Source organism: Alsobacter sp. R-9, from assembly GCF_054612375.1.
This window is the reverse complement of record NZ_JBTSWJ010000004.1, coordinates 233,643-250,229: the sequence shown is the minus strand read 5'-3', so window position 1 is coordinate 250,229 and position 16,587 is coordinate 233,643. Positions and strand designations below refer to the sequence as shown.

The 16,587-nt window shown below is 69.2% G+C and carries 15 protein-coding genes; 11 read left to right on the top strand and 4 right to left on the bottom strand.

Features of this window, described 5'->3' with window-relative positions:
- Both ACX9GQ_RS09225 and bchF read right to left on the bottom strand, forming a co-directional pair.
- The gene (locus ACX9GQ_RS09225; protein WP_459629227.1) at nt 1-1,290 is read right to left on the bottom strand and encodes a ferredoxin:protochlorophyllide reductase (ATP-dependent) subunit N; all 1,290 of its coding nucleotides are present in this window, start codon (nt 1,288-1,290) and stop codon (nt 1-3) included.
- Nucleotides 1,287-1,796, bottom strand: a complete 510-nt coding sequence (gene bchF, locus ACX9GQ_RS09220) for a 2-vinyl bacteriochlorophyllide hydratase (protein WP_459629226.1) — start codon at nt 1,794-1,796, stop codon at nt 1,287-1,289. Before bchF ends, ACX9GQ_RS09225 begins: the two co-directional genes overlap by 4 nt.
- A gap of 377 nt (nt 1,797-2,173) precedes the next feature.
- Here bchF and ACX9GQ_RS09215 point away from each other — a divergent pair, with 377 nt between their 5' ends.
- The 7 genes from ACX9GQ_RS09215 (at nt 2,174) to ACX9GQ_RS09185 (ending at nt 9,406) form a co-directional block, all read left to right on the top strand.
- Complete coding sequence (locus tag ACX9GQ_RS09215) at nt 2,174-2,932, top strand: cobalamin B12-binding domain-containing protein (RefSeq protein ID WP_459629225.1); 759 nt, start codon at nt 2,174-2,176, stop codon at nt 2,930-2,932.
- A gap of 30 nt (nt 2,933-2,962) precedes the next feature.
- Entirely contained in the window at nt 2,963-4,399 is a 1,437-nt protein-coding gene (ppsR, locus tag ACX9GQ_RS09210) for a transcriptional regulator PpsR (RefSeq protein ID WP_459629224.1), read from the top strand.
- Nucleotides 4,400-4,577: 178 nt separating this feature from the next.
- Nucleotides 4,578-5,927 (top strand): BCD family MFS transporter, encoded by a 1,350-nt coding sequence (locus ACX9GQ_RS09205; RefSeq protein ID WP_459629223.1) that lies wholly within the window; start codon nt 4,578-4,580, stop codon nt 5,925-5,927.
- A 5-nt stretch (nt 5,928-5,932) separates the two neighbouring features.
- Nucleotides 5,933-7,195, top strand: coding sequence for a geranylgeranyl diphosphate reductase (locus ACX9GQ_RS09200; RefSeq protein WP_459629222.1), 1,263 nt, complete (start codon nt 5,933-5,935; stop codon nt 7,193-7,195).
- Nucleotides 7,192-7,479 (top strand): hypothetical protein, encoded by a 288-nt coding sequence (locus tag ACX9GQ_RS09195; RefSeq protein WP_459629221.1) that lies wholly within the window; start codon nt 7,192-7,194, stop codon nt 7,477-7,479. Before ACX9GQ_RS09200 ends, ACX9GQ_RS09195 begins: the two co-directional genes overlap by 4 nt.
- A 68-nt stretch (nt 7,480-7,547) precedes the next feature.
- Nucleotides 7,548-8,780 carry an MFS transporter gene (locus ACX9GQ_RS09190; RefSeq protein WP_459629220.1) on the top strand — a complete coding sequence of 411 codons (1,233 nt, stop codon included), beginning with the start codon at nt 7,548-7,550 and terminating at the stop codon, nt 8,778-8,780.
- A gap of 101 nt (nt 8,781-8,881) precedes the next feature.
- Nucleotides 8,882-9,406, top strand: coding sequence for a MarR family winged helix-turn-helix transcriptional regulator (locus ACX9GQ_RS09185; RefSeq protein ID WP_459629219.1), 525 nt, complete (start codon nt 8,882-8,884; stop codon nt 9,404-9,406).
- A 3-nt stretch (nt 9,407-9,409) separates the two neighbouring features.
- On the opposite strand, the gene ACX9GQ_RS09180 is transcribed toward ACX9GQ_RS09185, so the two are convergent.
- A complete protein-coding gene (locus ACX9GQ_RS09180; RefSeq protein WP_459629218.1) occupies nt 9,410-9,802 on the bottom strand; it encodes a DUF6455 family protein in 393 nt (130 codons plus the stop codon).
- Nucleotides 9,803-9,953: 151 nt separating this feature from the next.
- On the opposite strand from ACX9GQ_RS09180, the gene prmB reads away from it, so the two are divergent.
- Entirely contained in the window at nt 9,954-10,883 is a 930-nt protein-coding gene (gene prmB, locus ACX9GQ_RS09175) for a 50S ribosomal protein L3 N(5)-glutamine methyltransferase (RefSeq protein WP_459629217.1), read from the top strand.
- A 16-nt stretch (nt 10,884-10,899) separates the two neighbouring features.
- Here the strand turns inward: prmB and ACX9GQ_RS09170 are convergent, their stop codons facing one another.
- A complete protein-coding gene (locus ACX9GQ_RS09170) occupies nt 10,900-11,457 on the bottom strand; it encodes a DUF924 family protein (RefSeq protein WP_459629216.1) in 558 nt (185 codons plus the stop codon).
- 269 nt (nt 11,458-11,726) lie between these two features.
- Here ACX9GQ_RS09170 and ACX9GQ_RS09165 point away from each other — a divergent pair, with 269 nt between their 5' ends.
- The 3 genes from ACX9GQ_RS09165 to ACX9GQ_RS09155 are packed head-to-tail and all read left to right on the top strand — an operon-like array spanning nt 11,727 to nt 16,559.
- Nucleotides 11,727-13,673 carry a PrkA family serine protein kinase gene (locus ACX9GQ_RS09165; protein ID WP_459629215.1) on the top strand — a complete coding sequence of 649 codons (1,947 nt, stop codon included), beginning with the start codon at nt 11,727-11,729 and terminating at the stop codon, nt 13,671-13,673.
- 34 nt (nt 13,674-13,707) lie between these two features.
- Nucleotides 13,708-15,015, top strand: a complete 1,308-nt coding sequence (locus ACX9GQ_RS09160; RefSeq protein WP_459629214.1) for a YeaH/YhbH family protein — start codon at nt 13,708-13,710, stop codon at nt 15,013-15,015.
- On the top strand, nt 15,012-16,559 hold the full coding sequence (locus tag ACX9GQ_RS09155) for a SpoVR family protein (RefSeq protein ID WP_459629213.1): 1,548 nt from the start codon (nt 15,012-15,014) through the stop codon (nt 16,557-16,559). The genes ACX9GQ_RS09160 and ACX9GQ_RS09155 overlap by 4 nt, the downstream gene beginning before the upstream one ends.
- Nucleotides 16,560-16,587 lie beyond the last annotated feature (28 nt).

Here is a 16,587-nt window from a genome sequence, read left to right as displayed (position 1 = left end):
TCAGACCTCCAGCCGCGTGCGCCGCACCAGCGGGCGGGCGAACAGTTCGGCGAGGTCGCCGGCCTGGTCGTAGCCCTGGATGGGCGTGAAGAGGAGCTCGATCGACCACTTGGTGGTCATGCCATCCGCCTCGAGCGGATTGGCGAGGCCCAGCCCGCAGACGACGAGGTCCGGGTTGGCCGCGCGGCAGCGATCGAGCTGGCGATCCACGTCCTGGCCCTCGCTCAGCATCGTGCCGGCAGGCAGCAGGGCGAGTTCGCGGGCGAGGTGCTGGCGGTGCAGGTAGGGCGTTCCCACCTCGACGAGCCGGGCGCCGAGCTCCCGCGACAGCACGCGCGCCAGCGGAATCTCCAGCTGCGAGTCAGGGAAGAAGAACACGGAGCGGCCGGCAAGCCGGTCTCGCTGCCGGCCCATCGCCGCGGCGGCACGCTGGCGGCCGGGCGCGGTCACCGCTTCGAACCGATCCGCAGGGACGTTCCAGGCGTCGGCCGCGGCCTTCAGCCAGAGCGTGGTCCCCTCCTCGCCGAGGGGGAAGGGCGCGTCGAGACGGCGCGCGCCGCGCTCCTCCAGCGCCCGTGCCGTGTCCGTCAGGAACGGCTGTGCCAGCAGATAAAGGGTGTTTGGCCCGACCTGCGGCAGGTCCCCGGAGCGCCGCGGCGGCAGGAATCGAACGTCGGGGATGCCGAGGTCGGCGAAGAGGCGCGCGAACTGGTCCTCCACCACGTCGGCCAGCGCACCCACGACAAGGAGCGACGGCGGGGCCTGCTCGGTCGCGGCGGGGAGCGCCGGCACCAGGGCCGCGAGGCAGGCGTCCTCGCCCTGCGTGAACGTCGTCTCGATCCCGCTGCCCGAGTAGCTCAGGACGCGGACACGCGGAGCGACCCGCGCGGAGAGCCGGGCCGCGGCGCGGGAAAGATCGAGCTTGATCACCTCGGACGGGCAGGAGCCGACGAGGAAGAGCAGGCGGATGTCGGGACGCCGGTCCAGCAGCCGCCCGACGACTCGGTCGAGCTCGTCGTCGATGTCGGCGAGTCCGGCGAGGTCGCGCTCGTCGATGATCGCCGTCCCGAATCGCGGCTCCGCGAAGATCATCACGCCGGCGGCGGACTGGATCAGGTGAGCGCAGGTGCGCGATCCGACGACGAGAAAGAAGGCGTCCTGGATCTTGCGGTGCAGCCAGACGATTCCGGTCAGACCGCAGAACACTTCGCGCTGACCACGCTCCCGCAGCACGGGGGCGTTGGTGCAACCCTCGGCAGTGTCGGGGCGGGTGACGAGGGGGGCATTCATCGAGCCAGCTCCACCGTGGCGAGGGCGGGGGCCGGGCGCGACTGGAGCCGCGCCGCGCGCAGCTTCAGGACGAACTGCGCGGCGTTGACGACGTAGGTCGCGTAGGCGACGAGCGCGAGGAGCATCTGCCCCTGCGGGTCGAGCCAGTGCCCGGCGACGGCAGCGAGATAGGCTGTGTGGAGCGCCAGCACGAGCATGCTGACCACGTCTTCCCAGAAGAAGGGGCCGGCGAAGAGGTACTGCCCGAAGACATCCTTCTCCCAGATCGCTCCGGTGACCATGATCGTGTAGAGGATCGCCGTCTTGATCACGACCGAGACGGTCGCCGCGGCGTAGCCCTCGCCGGTTGCGAGCCAGCGCAGCACGAGGCCCAGGCTGATCAGGAACACCACGAACTGGATCGGAGCGAGGATCCCCTGGACGATCGTCCACGGGGAGCGGTCGCGGCGGGCTCGTTCCTCGGCCGAATAGAGCGGTCGCGTTCCGGCGTGCTCCTTCTTGACCATGTCGCCCCACTCCCCCGGCCGGGTGTCGCCCCGACCGCCGATGCCCAGGACTCTACGACCCGCTCTCCACGACTGTCAATCAAACTTGACGTCAAGAACGATTTACAATGTCGTCCGGATGCGCTTTGCTATGGGTCAAGGTTGCGCTGTTCAGGCCCCCCATTGGGGCGTATGCTTTGACCCGGCGCATATCGGAGATGGTGGGTTCCCCTGTGTAGTTGCTCAGGCGAAACGTGACGTAACCCATCGGGCGGGAGGGCCCCATGGACAATGCCAGGCGAGACGACGGACGACGTGGATGGCCGTCTCTCGAGAAGGCGTCCGGCCCTCGGGGAGCGTCCTTAGGACTCCCGGACAACGAGAACTTTGCCGAAACGGTGCGGTCACGCCTCTCGAGCGTCATCGAGGGGGAGATCATTCCGCGCCTGATGCTGGCTCACAGGACTTCGACGGGGCTCGACGAGCCGCCGGTGATGGCGGAGGTCGACGCGTTCCTCGACGCGGTGTTGTCCCGCGATCCGGCGCGGCCCTTCGCGTTCGTCGACCGGTTGCGCGCCGAAGGCACGTCGGTGGATGCGATCTTCCTCGGTCTCCTGGCTCCCGCGGCCCGCAGGCTCGGGGAACTGTGGTCGGCGGACGTTGCGGACTTCATGGAGGTGACGGTCGCACTGACCCGTCTCCAGCAGATCCTGCGGGAGCTGACGCCGCGAGGCCAGGGCCCCGACCGTCGCCTGCCCGAGGGGTCGCGGCGGATCCTGCTGATCGCGGCCCCGGGGGAACGGCACACGTTCGGTCTCTCGATGGTCGAGAAGTTTTTCCGCGGGGCGGGCTGGGACGTGGCGTCCCACGCTGCCGACCCGCATGCCGACGCCGCGCGCGCGGTGCGGCGCGACTGGTACGCCATCGTCGGCTTCTCGCTCAGCTGCGAGGTCGGCCTGGAGGCGCTCACCACCGCGATCCGGCGGGTCCGCAAGGCCTCCCGCAACGAGGGCATCGGGATTCTCGTTGGCGGCGAGTACTTCGTCCGATACCCGGAGAAGGCCCTTCTCATCGGCGCGGACGCGACCGCTCCCGATGGGCCCAGCGCAGTCGTCATGGCACAAAGCCTGCTTGATCTCCGTGCCAGAGCCTGCTGAAAGAGCGCGACGAAACAAATCGATACGGGAATGGAGATTCTCTCTCCCAACGACTCGGCCAAGCCCTTCGCGGCGCCGACGGAATCGCTCGCCGGGCTCGGACCTGAGGCGGCAGCGGTCCTGATTGCGGCGGCCGCGGACGTGGCCGTCGTCGTGGACCGCCATGGGGTGGTGAAGGACGTCGCCCTCGGCAGCGAGGACCTCGGCCGCGAAGGCTATGCCGCGTGGGTCGGCCGCCCCTGGGTCGAGACCGTGACGGTCGAGAGCCGGCCGAAGATCGAGGATCTCCTGCGCGAGGCGTCGCCCAGCAGCGTGTCGCGACTCCGGCAGGTGAACCACCCGTCGCCGCGCGGCGCCGACGTGCCCGTCCGCTATTCGACAATGCGCCTCGCCCCCGACGGCGACGTTGTCGCCATCGGCCGCGACTTGCGGGTCATGGCTTCGCTGCAGCAGCGCCTCGCCGATGCGCAGCAGTCGATGGAGCGGGAATATGCGCGCATTCGCGGCGCCGAGACCCGCTACCGCCTGCTGTTCCAGCTCGCGTCCGAGCCGGTGCTGATCGTCGAGGCCTCCAGCCAGCGGATCATCGACGCCAATCCGGCTGCGAACCAGATGATCGGGCGCTCGGCCAAACGGGTCATCGGCCAGCCTTTCGCGGAGCTCTTCGCACCGGAGAGCCGCGAGCAGGTGCAGTCCATGCTCGCCGCGGTCCGGGTCACGGGTCGTGTCGACGATGTGCATGCGACGCTCGCCGGGGGGCCGGAGTTCGGGCTCACGGCCTCGATGTTCCGCCAGGAGAGCGCGTCGCACTTCTTGGTCCGGCTGACGCCGGTCGCCGGGCCGCCGTCCACGGCCGGCAAGCTCGGCCGTGGCGTCATGCAGGTGGTCGAGCGGCTGCCCGAGGGATTCGTCGTCACGGATCCCGAGATGCGGATCCTCACGGCCAACGCGGCCTTCCTCGACATGGCTCAACTCGCCACCGAGGAGCAGGTTCGGGGTGAGTCGCTCGGCCGCTGGCTCGGCCGTCCCGGGATCGACATGGACGTGCTCTCCGCCAACTTGCGCGAGCACGGGTCGGTGCGGCTGTTCTCGACGGTGCTGCGCGGCGAGTTCGGCACCACCGAGGATGTCGAGGTGGCCGGCGTCTCGGTCAGCAGCGGCGACAGCCCCTGCCTTGGCTTCACGATCCGAGGGGCCAGTCTGCGCACGGGCGGGCCGCTCGCGGGCCGCGAACTGCCGCGCTCGGTCGAGCAGTTCACCGAGCTCGTGGGACGGGTCTCCCTGAAAAATCTGGTCCGTGAGACCACGGACATGATCGAGCGCCTGTGCATCGAGGCGGCCCTCGAACTCACGCGTGACAACCGCGCATCCGCCGCCGAAATGCTCGGTCTCAGCCGTCAGAGCCTTTATTCCAAGCTGCGTCGCTACGGATTGGGCGATCTCGACGGGGACGGCGAGGGCAACTGACGCCCGGGCCGCTCGCCCTGCGGCGCCCCTGCGACTGTCAGTCATTCTTGACACTTCCAAACGTCAAGCCGTAGCGTCACTCATGGCGCCGCTGTGCCGACGCCTGCCGTCCCGGCAGGACCCGACGGCGACGACACCGTGCCGTCCGCTCCGGGCGGACCCGAAGTCCGAGGTGCCGATGACCGCTCCCGTGTTCCGCCCGCGTCTCGGCTGGCTCGGCATCGTGCGCCTGGGCCTCGTCCAGATGTCGCTGGGCGCGGTGGTCGTCATGATGACCTCCACCATCAACCGCGTGATGGTCGTCGAACTGGCGCTTCCCGCCCTCCTGCCCGGCCTCCTCGTCGCCCTCCACTATGCGGTGCAGGTGCTGCGTCCGCGCTGGGGCTACGGATCCGACGTCGGCGGGCGCCGCACGCCATGGATCATCGGCGGCATGGCCGCGCTCTGCCTCGGCGGGGTCGGCGCGGCGGCCTCGACCGCCCTTCTCGGCACCATGTTCTGGGCCGGACTGGGCGTGGCCGTGCTGGCATTCCTGCTGCTGGGCATCGGCGTCGGTGCGGCGGGAACGTCGGTGCTCGCCCTGCTGGCAACCGACGTGGCGCCTGAACGCCGCGCCGCCGCGGCGACGATCGTGTGGGTGATGATGATCGCCGGGCTTGCGATCACCGCGACCCTCGCCGGCCGCTTCATCGACCCCTTCAGCCCCCTGCGACTCGTCGCCGTCACCGGAACCGTCGCGGCCGCCGCCTTCAGCCTCGCCTGCCTCGCCCTGTGGGGCGTGGAGAAGAAGGGCGTCGCCCCGGCGGCGCGGCCGGACGCGCCGAAGGCGGCGTTCCTCACGGCGCTGCGCGAGGTCTGGCGCGAACCCCAGGCGCGCCGCTTCACGATCTTCGTCTTCGTGTCGATGCTGGCCTACAACGCGCAGGAGCTGATCCTGGAGCCGTTCGCGGGCATCGTGTTCGGGCTGACGGCAGGAGCCAGCACCACCCTCGCCGGGGTTCAGCACGGTGGCGTTCTCGCCGGAATGATCCTCGTCAGCGTGTGCGCCACGGCCATCGGGGGACGGATCCTCGGGTCACTGCGGATGTGGACCGTGGGGGGCTGTCTCGCCTCGGCCCTGGCGCTCGTCGCCATCGCGGTCGGCGGGGCTGCCGGCCCGGCCTATCCGCTGCGCGCCTCCGTCTTCCTCCTCGGTGTCGCCAACGGCGCCTTCGCCGTCGCCGCGATCGGCTCGATGATGAGCCTCGCCGGTTCGGGCGCGGCCTCGCGCGAAGGCACGCGGATGGGCCTGTGGGGCGCGGCGCAGGCCATCGCCTTCGGGGTCGGCGGCCTTCTCGGCGCCGTGGCCGTCGACGTCGCGCGCCGCTTCATCGCCTCGCCGGTCGAAGCCTACGGGCTCGTGTTCCTCGGCGAGGCCGCTCTCTTCGTCGTCGGCGCGGTGCTGGCGCTCGGCATCGGACAGGCCCCGCGGCCCGCCGGTGCCCGTACCGGCGTCGGGCCCCTCCCGGCCGGATCTCACGCAGGGTGACCACCATGAACGCGACCCAGGCAGCTGCCGACAGGATCTACGACGTCATCGTCGTCGGCGGAGGCCCCTCGGGCGCCACCGTCGCGACGGATCTGGCCCGCGCCGGGCACGACGTGCTGCTGCTCGACAGGGCAGGGCGCATCAAGCCCTGCGGTGGCGCCATTCCGCCCCGGCTCATCCGCGACTTCGAGATTCCGGACGACCTTCTCGTCGCGCGCGTGACGGCGGCCCGGATGATCTCGCCGTCCGACCAGCGCGTGGACATGCCCATCGATGGCGGCGGCTATGTCGGCATGGTCGACCGCGACGTCTTCGACGAATGGTTGCGCGACCGGGCCGAACGCTCGGGCGCCGAGCGACGGGACGGCACCTTCGAGCAGATCACCCGCGGCCATGGCGGGCCTGCAGTGGTCCACTACCGTCCCCGGGGCGCGACGGACGACGAGCCCTGCGAGCAGGTGCGCGCACGCCTCGTCATCGGCGCCGACGGCGCACGCTCGGCGGTGGGTCGCAAGGAAATCCCGGGGGCGGAACGCGTTCCCTGCGTCTTCGCCTACCACGAGATCGTTGCGTGGCCGCAGCAGGCGCTCGAGTCGGTCGATCCCCGGCGCTGCGACGTCTACTACGACGGGCGTCTCTCGCCCGACTTCTACTCCTGGATCTTCCCGCACGGCGAGACCATGAGCATCGGCACCGGCAGCGCGCACAAGGGCTTCTCGCTGCGCGGCGCGGTGAAGGACCTGCGTGAGCTGACCGGCCTCGACGGCGTCACGACGATACGCCGGGAAGGCGCGCCGATCCCGCTGAAGCCGCTGAAGCGCTGGGACAATGGCCGCGACGTGCTGCTCGTCGGCGACGCGGCCGGCGTCGTCGCGCCCGCGTCGGGCGAGGGCATCTACTACGCGATGCTGAGCGGCCGCCTCGCGGGCGAGGCGGCGCGAAAGTTCCTGGCGACCGGCGACGCGGTCCACCTCGCTGGCGCCCGCAAGGCCTTCATGAAGGCGCATGGCCGGGTCTTCTGGATCCTTGGGATCATGCAGTACTTCTGGTACTCGAGCGACAAGCGCCGCGAGCGTTTCGTCTCGATGTGCAAGGACAAGGATGTCCAGAAGCTCACCTGGGACAGCTACATGAACAAGGAGCTGGTCCGCCGCGACCCGCTCGCCCACGTGAAGATATTCTTCAAGGACATGGGTCACCTGCTGGGCCTCGTCCCGGCCGTCGATCCCGACGCCCGGAGCCGGACAGGCGGTCCCTCGCTGCAGTGAGCGACGCCATCGCGGCCTTTTTCGCCAGCGGCCGGGCGGTCGACGTCGTCCTCGCCTTCATGGCGGTGGAGGTCGTCGCCCTGGCGCTGTGGCGCCGCAGGACGGGTGGCGGCGTGCCGCCCGGCGACCTCCTGTGGATCACGGCCTCCGGCGTCTTCCTGATGATCGCCCTGCGCACGGCCCTCACCGGCGGCGGCTGGCCGGGCGTGGCGCTGGGCCTGTGCGGGTCGCTCGTCTCCCACCTGATGGACCTCAGGCAGCGCTGGACTCGTCCGCCGGGCTGATCCGGCGGCGTTCCCTCGGCGCGCGGCTTGGTCTAACGTCGCGCGCCGCAGCTTCGGAATTCGCCTCCATGTCGTCCTCCTCGTCTTCCCTCCCCGCCGGCCAGGCCGACAGCGGGTATGCCTGGATGCGCCTGGGCGTCAGCGTCCTCATCAGCACCGTGGGCGGCGTCGGGATGTGGTCGGTCGTCGTCGCGCTTCCGGCCGTGCAGGAGGAGTTCGGCGCCGCCCGGGCCGGGGCGTCGTTTCCGTACACGCTCGCCATGCTCGGGTTCGCCGGCGGCGGTGTCGTGATGGGACGCGTCGCCGACCGATACGGCGTCATGGTCACGGTGCTCATCGGCGCGGTCGCGCTCAGCCTCGGCTATGTCCTGTCCGGCTACGCTGCGAACCTGTGGCAGTTCGCGATCATCAACGGCATCCTCATCGGGGCGCTGGGGAGTTCCGCGACCTTCGGACCGCTGCTCGCCGATGCGTCGCGCTGGTTCGTCAAGCGGCGTGGCGTCGCCGTGGCCATCTGCGCCTGCGGCAACTACATCGCCGGCACGCTGTGGCCGCCGATCGTCCAGCACTACATCCATACCGTGGGCTGGCGGCAGACCCAGATCGGGATCGGCATCGTCTGCCTCGTGCTCATGTTGCCGCTCGCCCTGCTGCTGCGCCGCCGGCCGCCGGTGCCGGCTTCCGCGGGTCCTTCGCCGGGTTCGGGGGGCGGCACCGCGGCTGACCTGCCGCCGCGCGTCCTCCAGGCCCTCCTGATCGCCGCAGGGCTGGCCTGCTGCGTCGCCATGTCGATGCCGCAGGTTCACATCGTCGCCTACTGCGGCGACCTCGGTTACGGCGTTGCCCGCGGCGCCGAGATGCTGTCGCTGATGCTGGGCTTCGGCATCATCAGCCGCCTCGCCTCCGGCTTCATCGCCGACAGGATCGGCGGCGTGAAGACGCTGCTGCTCGGCTCGACGCTCCAGGGCGTCGCGCTGATGCTCTACCTGCAGTTCGACGGCCTGACGTCGCTCTACGTCATCTCGGCCCTGTTCGGCCTGTTCCAGGGCGGCATCGTGCCGATGTACGCAATCATCGTGCGGGAGTACTTCCCGGCGGCGGAGGCAGGCACGCGGGTCGGCGTCGTGATCATGGCGACGCTCGTCGGCATGGCCCTCGGCGGATGGCTGTCGGGCGCCATCTTCGACCTGACGGGCTCCTACCGCGCGGCCTTCGCCAACGGGCTGGCCTGGAACCTGATCAACGTGGCGATCATGGCTTGGCTCGTGTGGCGGCCGCGACCGCGACCGGCGGTTGCATGAGCGCCCCCGACATTGACATTCCCGCCCCCGCGGCGCCGGATGGCGCCGCAGAGGGCGCGTCAGGTGTCCCGAGGTCCGGCAAGGGGAGGGGTGCGTCCATCGTGGCGAAACCGGCCGCAAACTCAACCTCGCGTGGCCGGTCCGCCGCGCCGGCCCGTCCGGCCCGGCCGCGGCTTCGGCTCGACGCCTTCCTCCCATACCGGCTCAACGTCGCCGCCCAGCGCGTGGCGGAAGGTCTGGCCCACGCCTATTCCGAGCGCTTCGGCATCACGATTCCCGAATGGCGGGTGATGGCGTGCCTCGGGGAGTTCACCGAGATGACGGCCAAGGAGATCGGCCTTATCAGCCGCATGCACAAGGCGAAGGTATCGCGCGCCGTCACCTCGCTGGAGGAGCACGGGCTTCTCGTGCGCCGCGCCAACGAAACCGACCGGCGCGAGGCCTTCCTCATGCTGACCGCGCGCGGTCGCTCGACCTACGAGGGCCTGATCCCCGTCGCGCTGTCGTACCAGCATTCCCTCGTCGAGGGCATCGCGCCCGACGATCTTGCCGCGCTCGACCGCGTCCTGCGTCACATCATGGGGCGCGTCGGCCCGGCCGGTGAACCCCAGGACACCGGCAGCTGACCCTCAGCCGTGCGAGCCCGGTTCCAGGGTCGCCAGCGTGGGGGCGTTGTTGCAGAACGCCTCGTAATCCGGAGCACCGGCCTCGCGAAGCGCCGTCCGGCAGGTGCCGCCGTTCGTGCAGCGGCTGCAGGTGCGCTCCAGCTCGCGCAGGACCGAGGGCTCGATGTCGGAGCGCGAGCCGAGACCAAGGCGCGCCAGCATCGCCGGCAGGAGCTCGAAGGAGTCCGGGTTCTCGGGATTGAGATCGGCGCAGGTCATGCCGAGTTCGTGCATCACCCGGTCAAGTTCGTGCGCCCCGAGCGCCGCCGTCTCGTCGTTGAAGGGCTGGGTGAGCGAGGCAAGGGCAGCGCTGATCGAGCTGACGAAGCTCCGCTTGTCGGGATTGGATTGGGACATCGTGCGGTCCTCCTTCGTGCGATCGTAGGAAAAGAACGCCCGTCGTCCTTGATGCCGATCAACGTAGCCGCGGGTTGCGCCCGCGGGGCCGCGACGCCACAGTGCGCACCGTCAGCTCGAAACCACTGCTTCGCTCCGGGATTGCCCCGCCATGGATACGTCGCTGCCGACCGCCGCCTCCGTCGCCGATGAACTGCGGACCGTGCGCGACGTGCTGCGCTATGCCGTGAGCCGCTTCCGCGAGGCCGAGCTCGTCTTCGGCCACGGCACGACCGACGCGATCGACGAGGCCGCCTTCATCGTCCTCGAGGGGCTGCATCTCCCGGTGGACCGGCTCGATCCCTTCGCTGACGCGCGGCTCACGCGCGCCGAGAGGGTTCGTCTCGTCGAGCTGGTCCACGCGCGGGTGACCACGCGGAAGCCCGCGGCCTACCTGCTGGGCCGCACATACATCCGCGGCATCCCCTTCCGCGTCGACGAACGCGTGATCGTCCCCCGCTCCTATCTCGGCGAACTGCTTCTCGGCGACGCGGTGCTGGGACAGGACGACTTCGTGCCCGATCCGGACGCGGTGGAGGACGTGCTCGACCTCTGCACGGGATCGGGATGCCTCGCGATCATCGCGGCCATGCTGTTCCCGAACGCTGCCGTCGATGCCGTCGACCTGTCCGGGCCGGCGCTCCAGGTCGCGGCGGAGAACGTCCGTGACCACGGGCTCGAGGACAGGGTCACGCTGCGTCACGGCGACCTATTCGCGCCGCTCTCCGGTCGCCTCTACGACCTGATCATCACCAATCCGCCCTATGTCGATGCGGAGGCGATGAGCCTGCTGCCGCCGGAGTACCGCCATGAGCCGCGCATGGCGCTCGCGGCCGGCGATGACGGGCTCGACATCGTGCGGCGCATTCTCGAGCAGGCAACAGGCCACCTGAAGCCGGGCGGCGCCATCCTGTGCGAGGTCGGAACCGGACGCCCCGCCCTCGAGGAGGCCTTTCCCGATCTTCCTTTCCTCTGGCTCGACACAGAGGAGAGCGAGGCGGAGGTATTCTGGATCACCCGCGAGGATCTCGCCGGCGCTTGAGCGGCGCCTGATCCCGTCAGCCCTTGAAGGCCCCTTCGCCGGCCAGCCATTCCACTTCCTCCGGCGTGCTTGCCCGCCCGAGGATGGCGTTGCGGTGGGGAAAGCGCCCGAACCGCGCGACGATGTCGCGGTGATGACGGGCCCACTTCGCCGCGTCCGCATCGCCCGACGCCTCCGCCAGCGATACCGCCAGGTCCTGGTCTGCCAGCGCTTCCGAGTGGGAGAACGGCAGGTGGAAGAACCGCCGAAGCGCGGGGTCCACCCGCGACGGAAAGCCCTGCGCAAGGGCAGCGCGGGCCGCACGGACCGCCGCCGGGTCTGAGCCGTAGGCGGCCGGCGTCCCGCGATGCATGTTGCGCGGCATCTGGTCGAGCAGCAGGAGCAGGGCGAGCGCGCCGTCCGGCGTCGCCGCCCAGTCGTCGAGACGCCCCGCCGCGGCGTCGGCGTGAAGAGCCATCCATCGGTCACGGCAAGCCTGGTCGAATGCGGGGTCGGAGCGGAACCACCGCTCAGGCCCGGCCTCCCGCCAGAACGCGATCACCGATTCGGGATTCGAAATCTGCGACTGGGCCATTGTCGACCTCCGTTGGAGACATAATTGCGAAGAGGATGGACGCGCGAAAGAGGTCGCGCATCCGAGCGCGATGAACAACCGGGCAACGACCGGCCCGGGAAATGGTCATCTGCCTGCTGCCCCGGCACATCGGGACGCAGCATGTCAGCACTCTGCGCCGAGCGCTGCCAAAGCATTGAGAATTAAGCGAAATCTACGCCGTGTGACTTGACGCAACCCTTTGCTTCCCGGACGGTTAGTGTCGGCTGGGCAGAATCGGAAGGAACACGATGTTTCCGGAGACTGACCTCTTCGCCACCTTCGCGAAGACCTACGAGTCCCGTCGCGAGCAGGAGATGTCCCTCGCGGAGTACCTGTCGGGCTGCCGCGACGATCCGATGATGTACGCCTCGGCGGCGGAACGCATCCTCGCCGCCATCGGCGAGCCGCAGCTCGTCGACACGTCGCGCGACACCCGGCTGGGGCGGATCTTCATGAACCGCACCATCCGCGTCTATCCCGCCTTCTCCGAGTTCTTCGGCATGGAGGAGACGATCGAGCGGATCGTCAGCTTCTTCCGCCACGCCGCTCAGGGACTCGAGGAGCGCAAGCAGATCCTCTACCTGCTCGGCCCCGTCGGCGGCGGCAAGTCCTCGCTGGCGGAGCGCCTCAAGGCGCTCATGGAGACGCACCCGATCTACGTCCTCAAGGCCGGAGACGAGATCAGCCCGATCTTCGAGAGCCCGCTCGGCCTCTTCGACCCCGAGCAGATGGGCGACCTGCTGGAGAGCCGCTACGGCATTCCGCGCCGTCGCCTCACGGGTCTCATGAGCCCGTGGTGCATCAAGCGCCTCGACGAGTTCGGCGGCGACATCACGCGCTTCCGCGTCGTGAAACTGCGTCCCTCGCGCCTGCGCCAGATCGGCATCGCGAAGACCGAGCCGGGCGACGAGAACAACCAGGACATCTCCTCGCTCGTCGGCAAGGTCGACATCCGCAAGCTGGAGATGCTCTCGCAGAACGATCCTGACGCCTACGGCTATTCGGGCGGCCTCAACCGAGCCAACCAGGGCATCCTCGAGTTCGTCGAGATGTTCAAGGCGCCGATCAAGATGCTGCACCCGCTGCTCACCGCGACGCAGGAGGGCAACTACGTCGGCACCGAGAACATCGGCGCGATCCCCTTCCAGGGCATCGTGATGGCCCATTCGAACGAGGCCGAGTGGCAGTCGTTCAAGACCAACAAGAACAACGAGGCCTTCATCGACCGCATTTACGTCATCAAGGTGCCCTACTGCCTCCGGGCTACGGAGGAGCAGAAGATCTACGAGAAGCTCATCAGGGGGTCGGAGCTGGCGGGCGCGCCCTGCGCCCCGGCGACGCTGGAGATGCTGGCGCGCTTCGCCGTGCTGTCGCGGCTGCGCGAGCACGCGAACTCCAACGTGTTCTCGAAGATGCGGGTCTATGACGGCGAGAGCCTGCGCGAGGTCGACCCGCGTGCCCGCTCGCTGCAGGAGTACAAGGACACCGCCGGTGTCGACGAGGGCATGGACGGCATCTCGACGCGCTTCGCGTTCAAGGTGCTGGCGGCCACCTTCAACCACGACACGACTGAGGTCGCCGCCGACCCGGTTCACCTCATGTACGTGCTGGAGCAGACGGTCCGCCGCGAGCAGCTGCCCGAGGCGGTGGAGAAGCGCTACCTCGAGTTCCTCAAGGGCGAGCTTGCCCCGCGCTACGCCGAGTTCATCGGCCACGAGATCCAGAAGGCCTACCTCGAGAGCTACCACGACTACGGCCAGAACCTGTTCGACCGCTACGTCGACTATGCCGACGCGTGGATCGAGGACGTGGATTTCAAGGACCCGGACACGGGTCAGTTGATGAACCGCGAACTCCTCAACCAGGAGCTGACGAAGATCGAGAAGCCGGCGGGCATCGCCAACCCGAAGGACTTCCGCAACGAGGTCGTGAAGTTCGCTCTCAGGGCGCGCGCAAGCCACGGCGGGCGCAACCCTTCGTGGACGAGCTACGAGAAGCTGCGCGAGGTCATCGAGAAGCGGATGTTCAGCCAGGTGGAGGAACTGCTTCCGGTGATCAGCTTCGGGTCGAAGAAGGACAGCGACAGCGAGAAGAAGCACGGCGAGTTCGTGCGCCGCATGATGGACCGCGGCTACACGGAGCGTCAGGTCCGCCGCCTGGTGGAATGGTACATGAGGGTGAAGCAGGCGGGTTGAGGCCGGGCGCAGGGACGTGTCCAGGGACGAGTGAATGTACATCGTCGACCGGCGCCTCAATCCAGGGGGCAAGAGTCTCGAGAACAGGCAGCGCTTCCTGCGCCGCGCGCAGGCCTATGTGCGCCGCGCGGTCCGCGAGCAGAGCCGCGAGCGCGGCATCCGCGACATGGAGAAGGGCGGCGACGTCACGATCCCGGGCGACGGCGTGCGCGAGCCGACGCTGCGCCGGGCCTCCGGCGGCGGGCGGCGGGACATGGTGCTCCCCGGGAACCGTGAGTTCGTCGAGGGCGACACCATTCCCCGTCCGGGGGGCGGGGGAGGGCGGGGCGGCTCGCAGGGCTCGGAGGACGGCGGCGGGGAGGACGACTTCCGCTTCGCGCTGTCGCAGGACGAGTTTCTCGACCTGTTCCTCGACGACCTCGAACTGCCCGACCTCGCCAAGCGCAAGCTGGAGGGTGTCGAGCATGTCGAGTGGCGCCGCGCCGGCTATTCGGTGTCGGGTTCGCCGGCGAACCTCGCCTTGCTGCGCACGATGCGCAACAGCCTCTCCCGCCGCATCGCCCTGCGGCGTCCGAAGTCGGAGGAACTGCGCGCGCTGGAGGCGGAGGCGGCGGACCTTCGCGAGCAGGGAGGGGACCCGGCGCAGCTCGCCGAACTGGAGGCACTAATCCTGGCGCTGGACACACGCCGAAAGCGCATCCCGTGGATCGACCCGATCGACCTGCGCTACCGCCAGTTCGCACCCTACCCGCGGCCCGTCGCGCAGGCGGTGATGTTCTGCCTGATGGACGTCTCCGGCTCGATGACGGAGCCGATGAAGGACCTCGCCAAGCGCTTCTACGCACTGCTCTACATCTTCCTGAAGCGCCGCTACAAGCACGTGGAGATCGTCTTCATCCGCCATACGCACGTCGCCGCGGAGGTCGACGAGGACACCTTCTTCCACTCCACGGAGACGGGGGGCACCGTCGTGTCGACGGGCCTCGAGGAGATGCGCCGCATCGTCGCCGAGCGCTTCAGCCCGAGCGACTGGAACATCTACGCCGCGCAGGCATCGGACGGCGACAACGCGCCCAACGACAAGGAGCGGACGGTGGACCTGCTGCAGAACGCCATCCTGCCGGTGTGCCAGTACTTCGCCTACCTGGAGGTCGGCACGGAGGACGAGCCGTCCTCGCTCGGCCTCGGCAACCGCGCCAGCGACCTGTGGCGGACCTACGAGTCGCTGCGCGATGACGGCGCCCCGTTCGGCATGCGCAAGGTGCGCCACCGCCGCGACATCTTCCCCGTGTTCCGCGAACTCTTCCAGCGGCGCGCCGAGGGCGCAAGGAGCGCTCCGTGAGCACCGTGGTCGACAGCGGCGAGGGGCTGCTCTTCCGGGGCGCGGACTGGGACTTCGAGACGATCCGCCGGATCAACGAGGCGGTCGAGCGCATTGCCGTGCGCGAGCTGGGCCTCGACACCTACGCGAACCAGATCGAGGTGATCACGGCCGAGCAGATGCTCGACGCCTATGCCTCGTCAGGCATGCCGCTGTTCTACAAGCACTGGTCCTTCGGCAAGCACTTCGCGCAGCACGAGTCGATCTACCGGCAGGGCTACGGCGACCTCGCCTACGAGATCGTCATCAACTCGAACCCGTGCATCACCTACATCATGGAGGAGAACACGGCGACGATGCAGGCGCTCGTCATCGCGCACGCCTCGTACGGCCACAACCACTTCTTCAAGAACAACTACCTCTTCCGGCAGTGGACCGACGCCGACGGCATCCTCGACTACCTCGACTTCGCCAAGGGCTACATCGCCGATTGCGAGGAGCGCTATGGGCACCAGGAGGTTGAGCGCCTGCTCGACGCCGCGCATGCGCTGATGAGCCACTCCGTGCACCGTTATCCGCGCCGGTCGCGGCCGGACCTGCGCACCGAGGAAGCGCGCGAGCGCGAGCGCCGGCAGCACGAGGAGCGGATGTACAACGACCTGTGGCGCACGCTGCCCGCCAAGGGCCGCGAGGCGGCCGAGCCGACGCGGGAGGACATGCGCCGCGCGCTGCTGCAGCTCCCGCAGGAGAACATCCTCTACTTCCTCGAGAAGACCGCGCCCCGCCTGAAGCCATGGCAGCGCGAGGTGCTGCGCATCGTCCGCCTGATCGCGCAGTACTTCTACCCGCAGCGCCAGACCAAGCTCATGAACGAGGGCTGCGCCACGTGGGTGCACTACAGGATCATGAACCGCCTGCACGAGCAGGGCCGCATCGACGACGGCCACTACATGCAGTTCCTGCACTCCCACACCAACGTCACGTTCCAGCCCAACTACAACGACCGGCGCTGGAACGGGATCAACCCCTACGCGCTCGGCTTCGCCATGATGAGCGACATCGAGCGGATCGCCCTCGACCCCTCCGCGGAGGACCGCCAGTGGTTCCCGGACTTCGCCGGGAAGGGCGACCCGGAGGGCGTGCTGCGCGACGTGTGGGCGAACTACCGCGACGAGAGCTTCGTGCTGCAGTTCCTCAGCCCGTCGCTGATCCGCAAGTGGCGGCTCTTCCACGTCCTCGACGACAGCGAGGAGCAGGAACTGCGCGTGGAGGCGATCCACGACGAGCGCGGCTACCGCCGCATCCGCTCGACGCTGGCGCGGCAGTACGACGTGGCGTGGACAGACCCCGACATCCAGGTGGTCGACGTCGACCTCGCGGGGGACCGCCGGCTCGTCCTGCATCATACGGTCGCCAACCGCATGCTGCTGGAGGCCGAGGACGTCGGGCGCGTGCTGCAGCACCTCGCCGACCTGTGGGGCTACGACGTCCTCCTGCGCGAGGTCGACCGCGCCGGTGACGTGCTGAAGGACCACCGGGCCTCGCCGCAGCGCTCCCACGCCTGATCGCCGGGGAACGGCCGCCGGCGTCGGC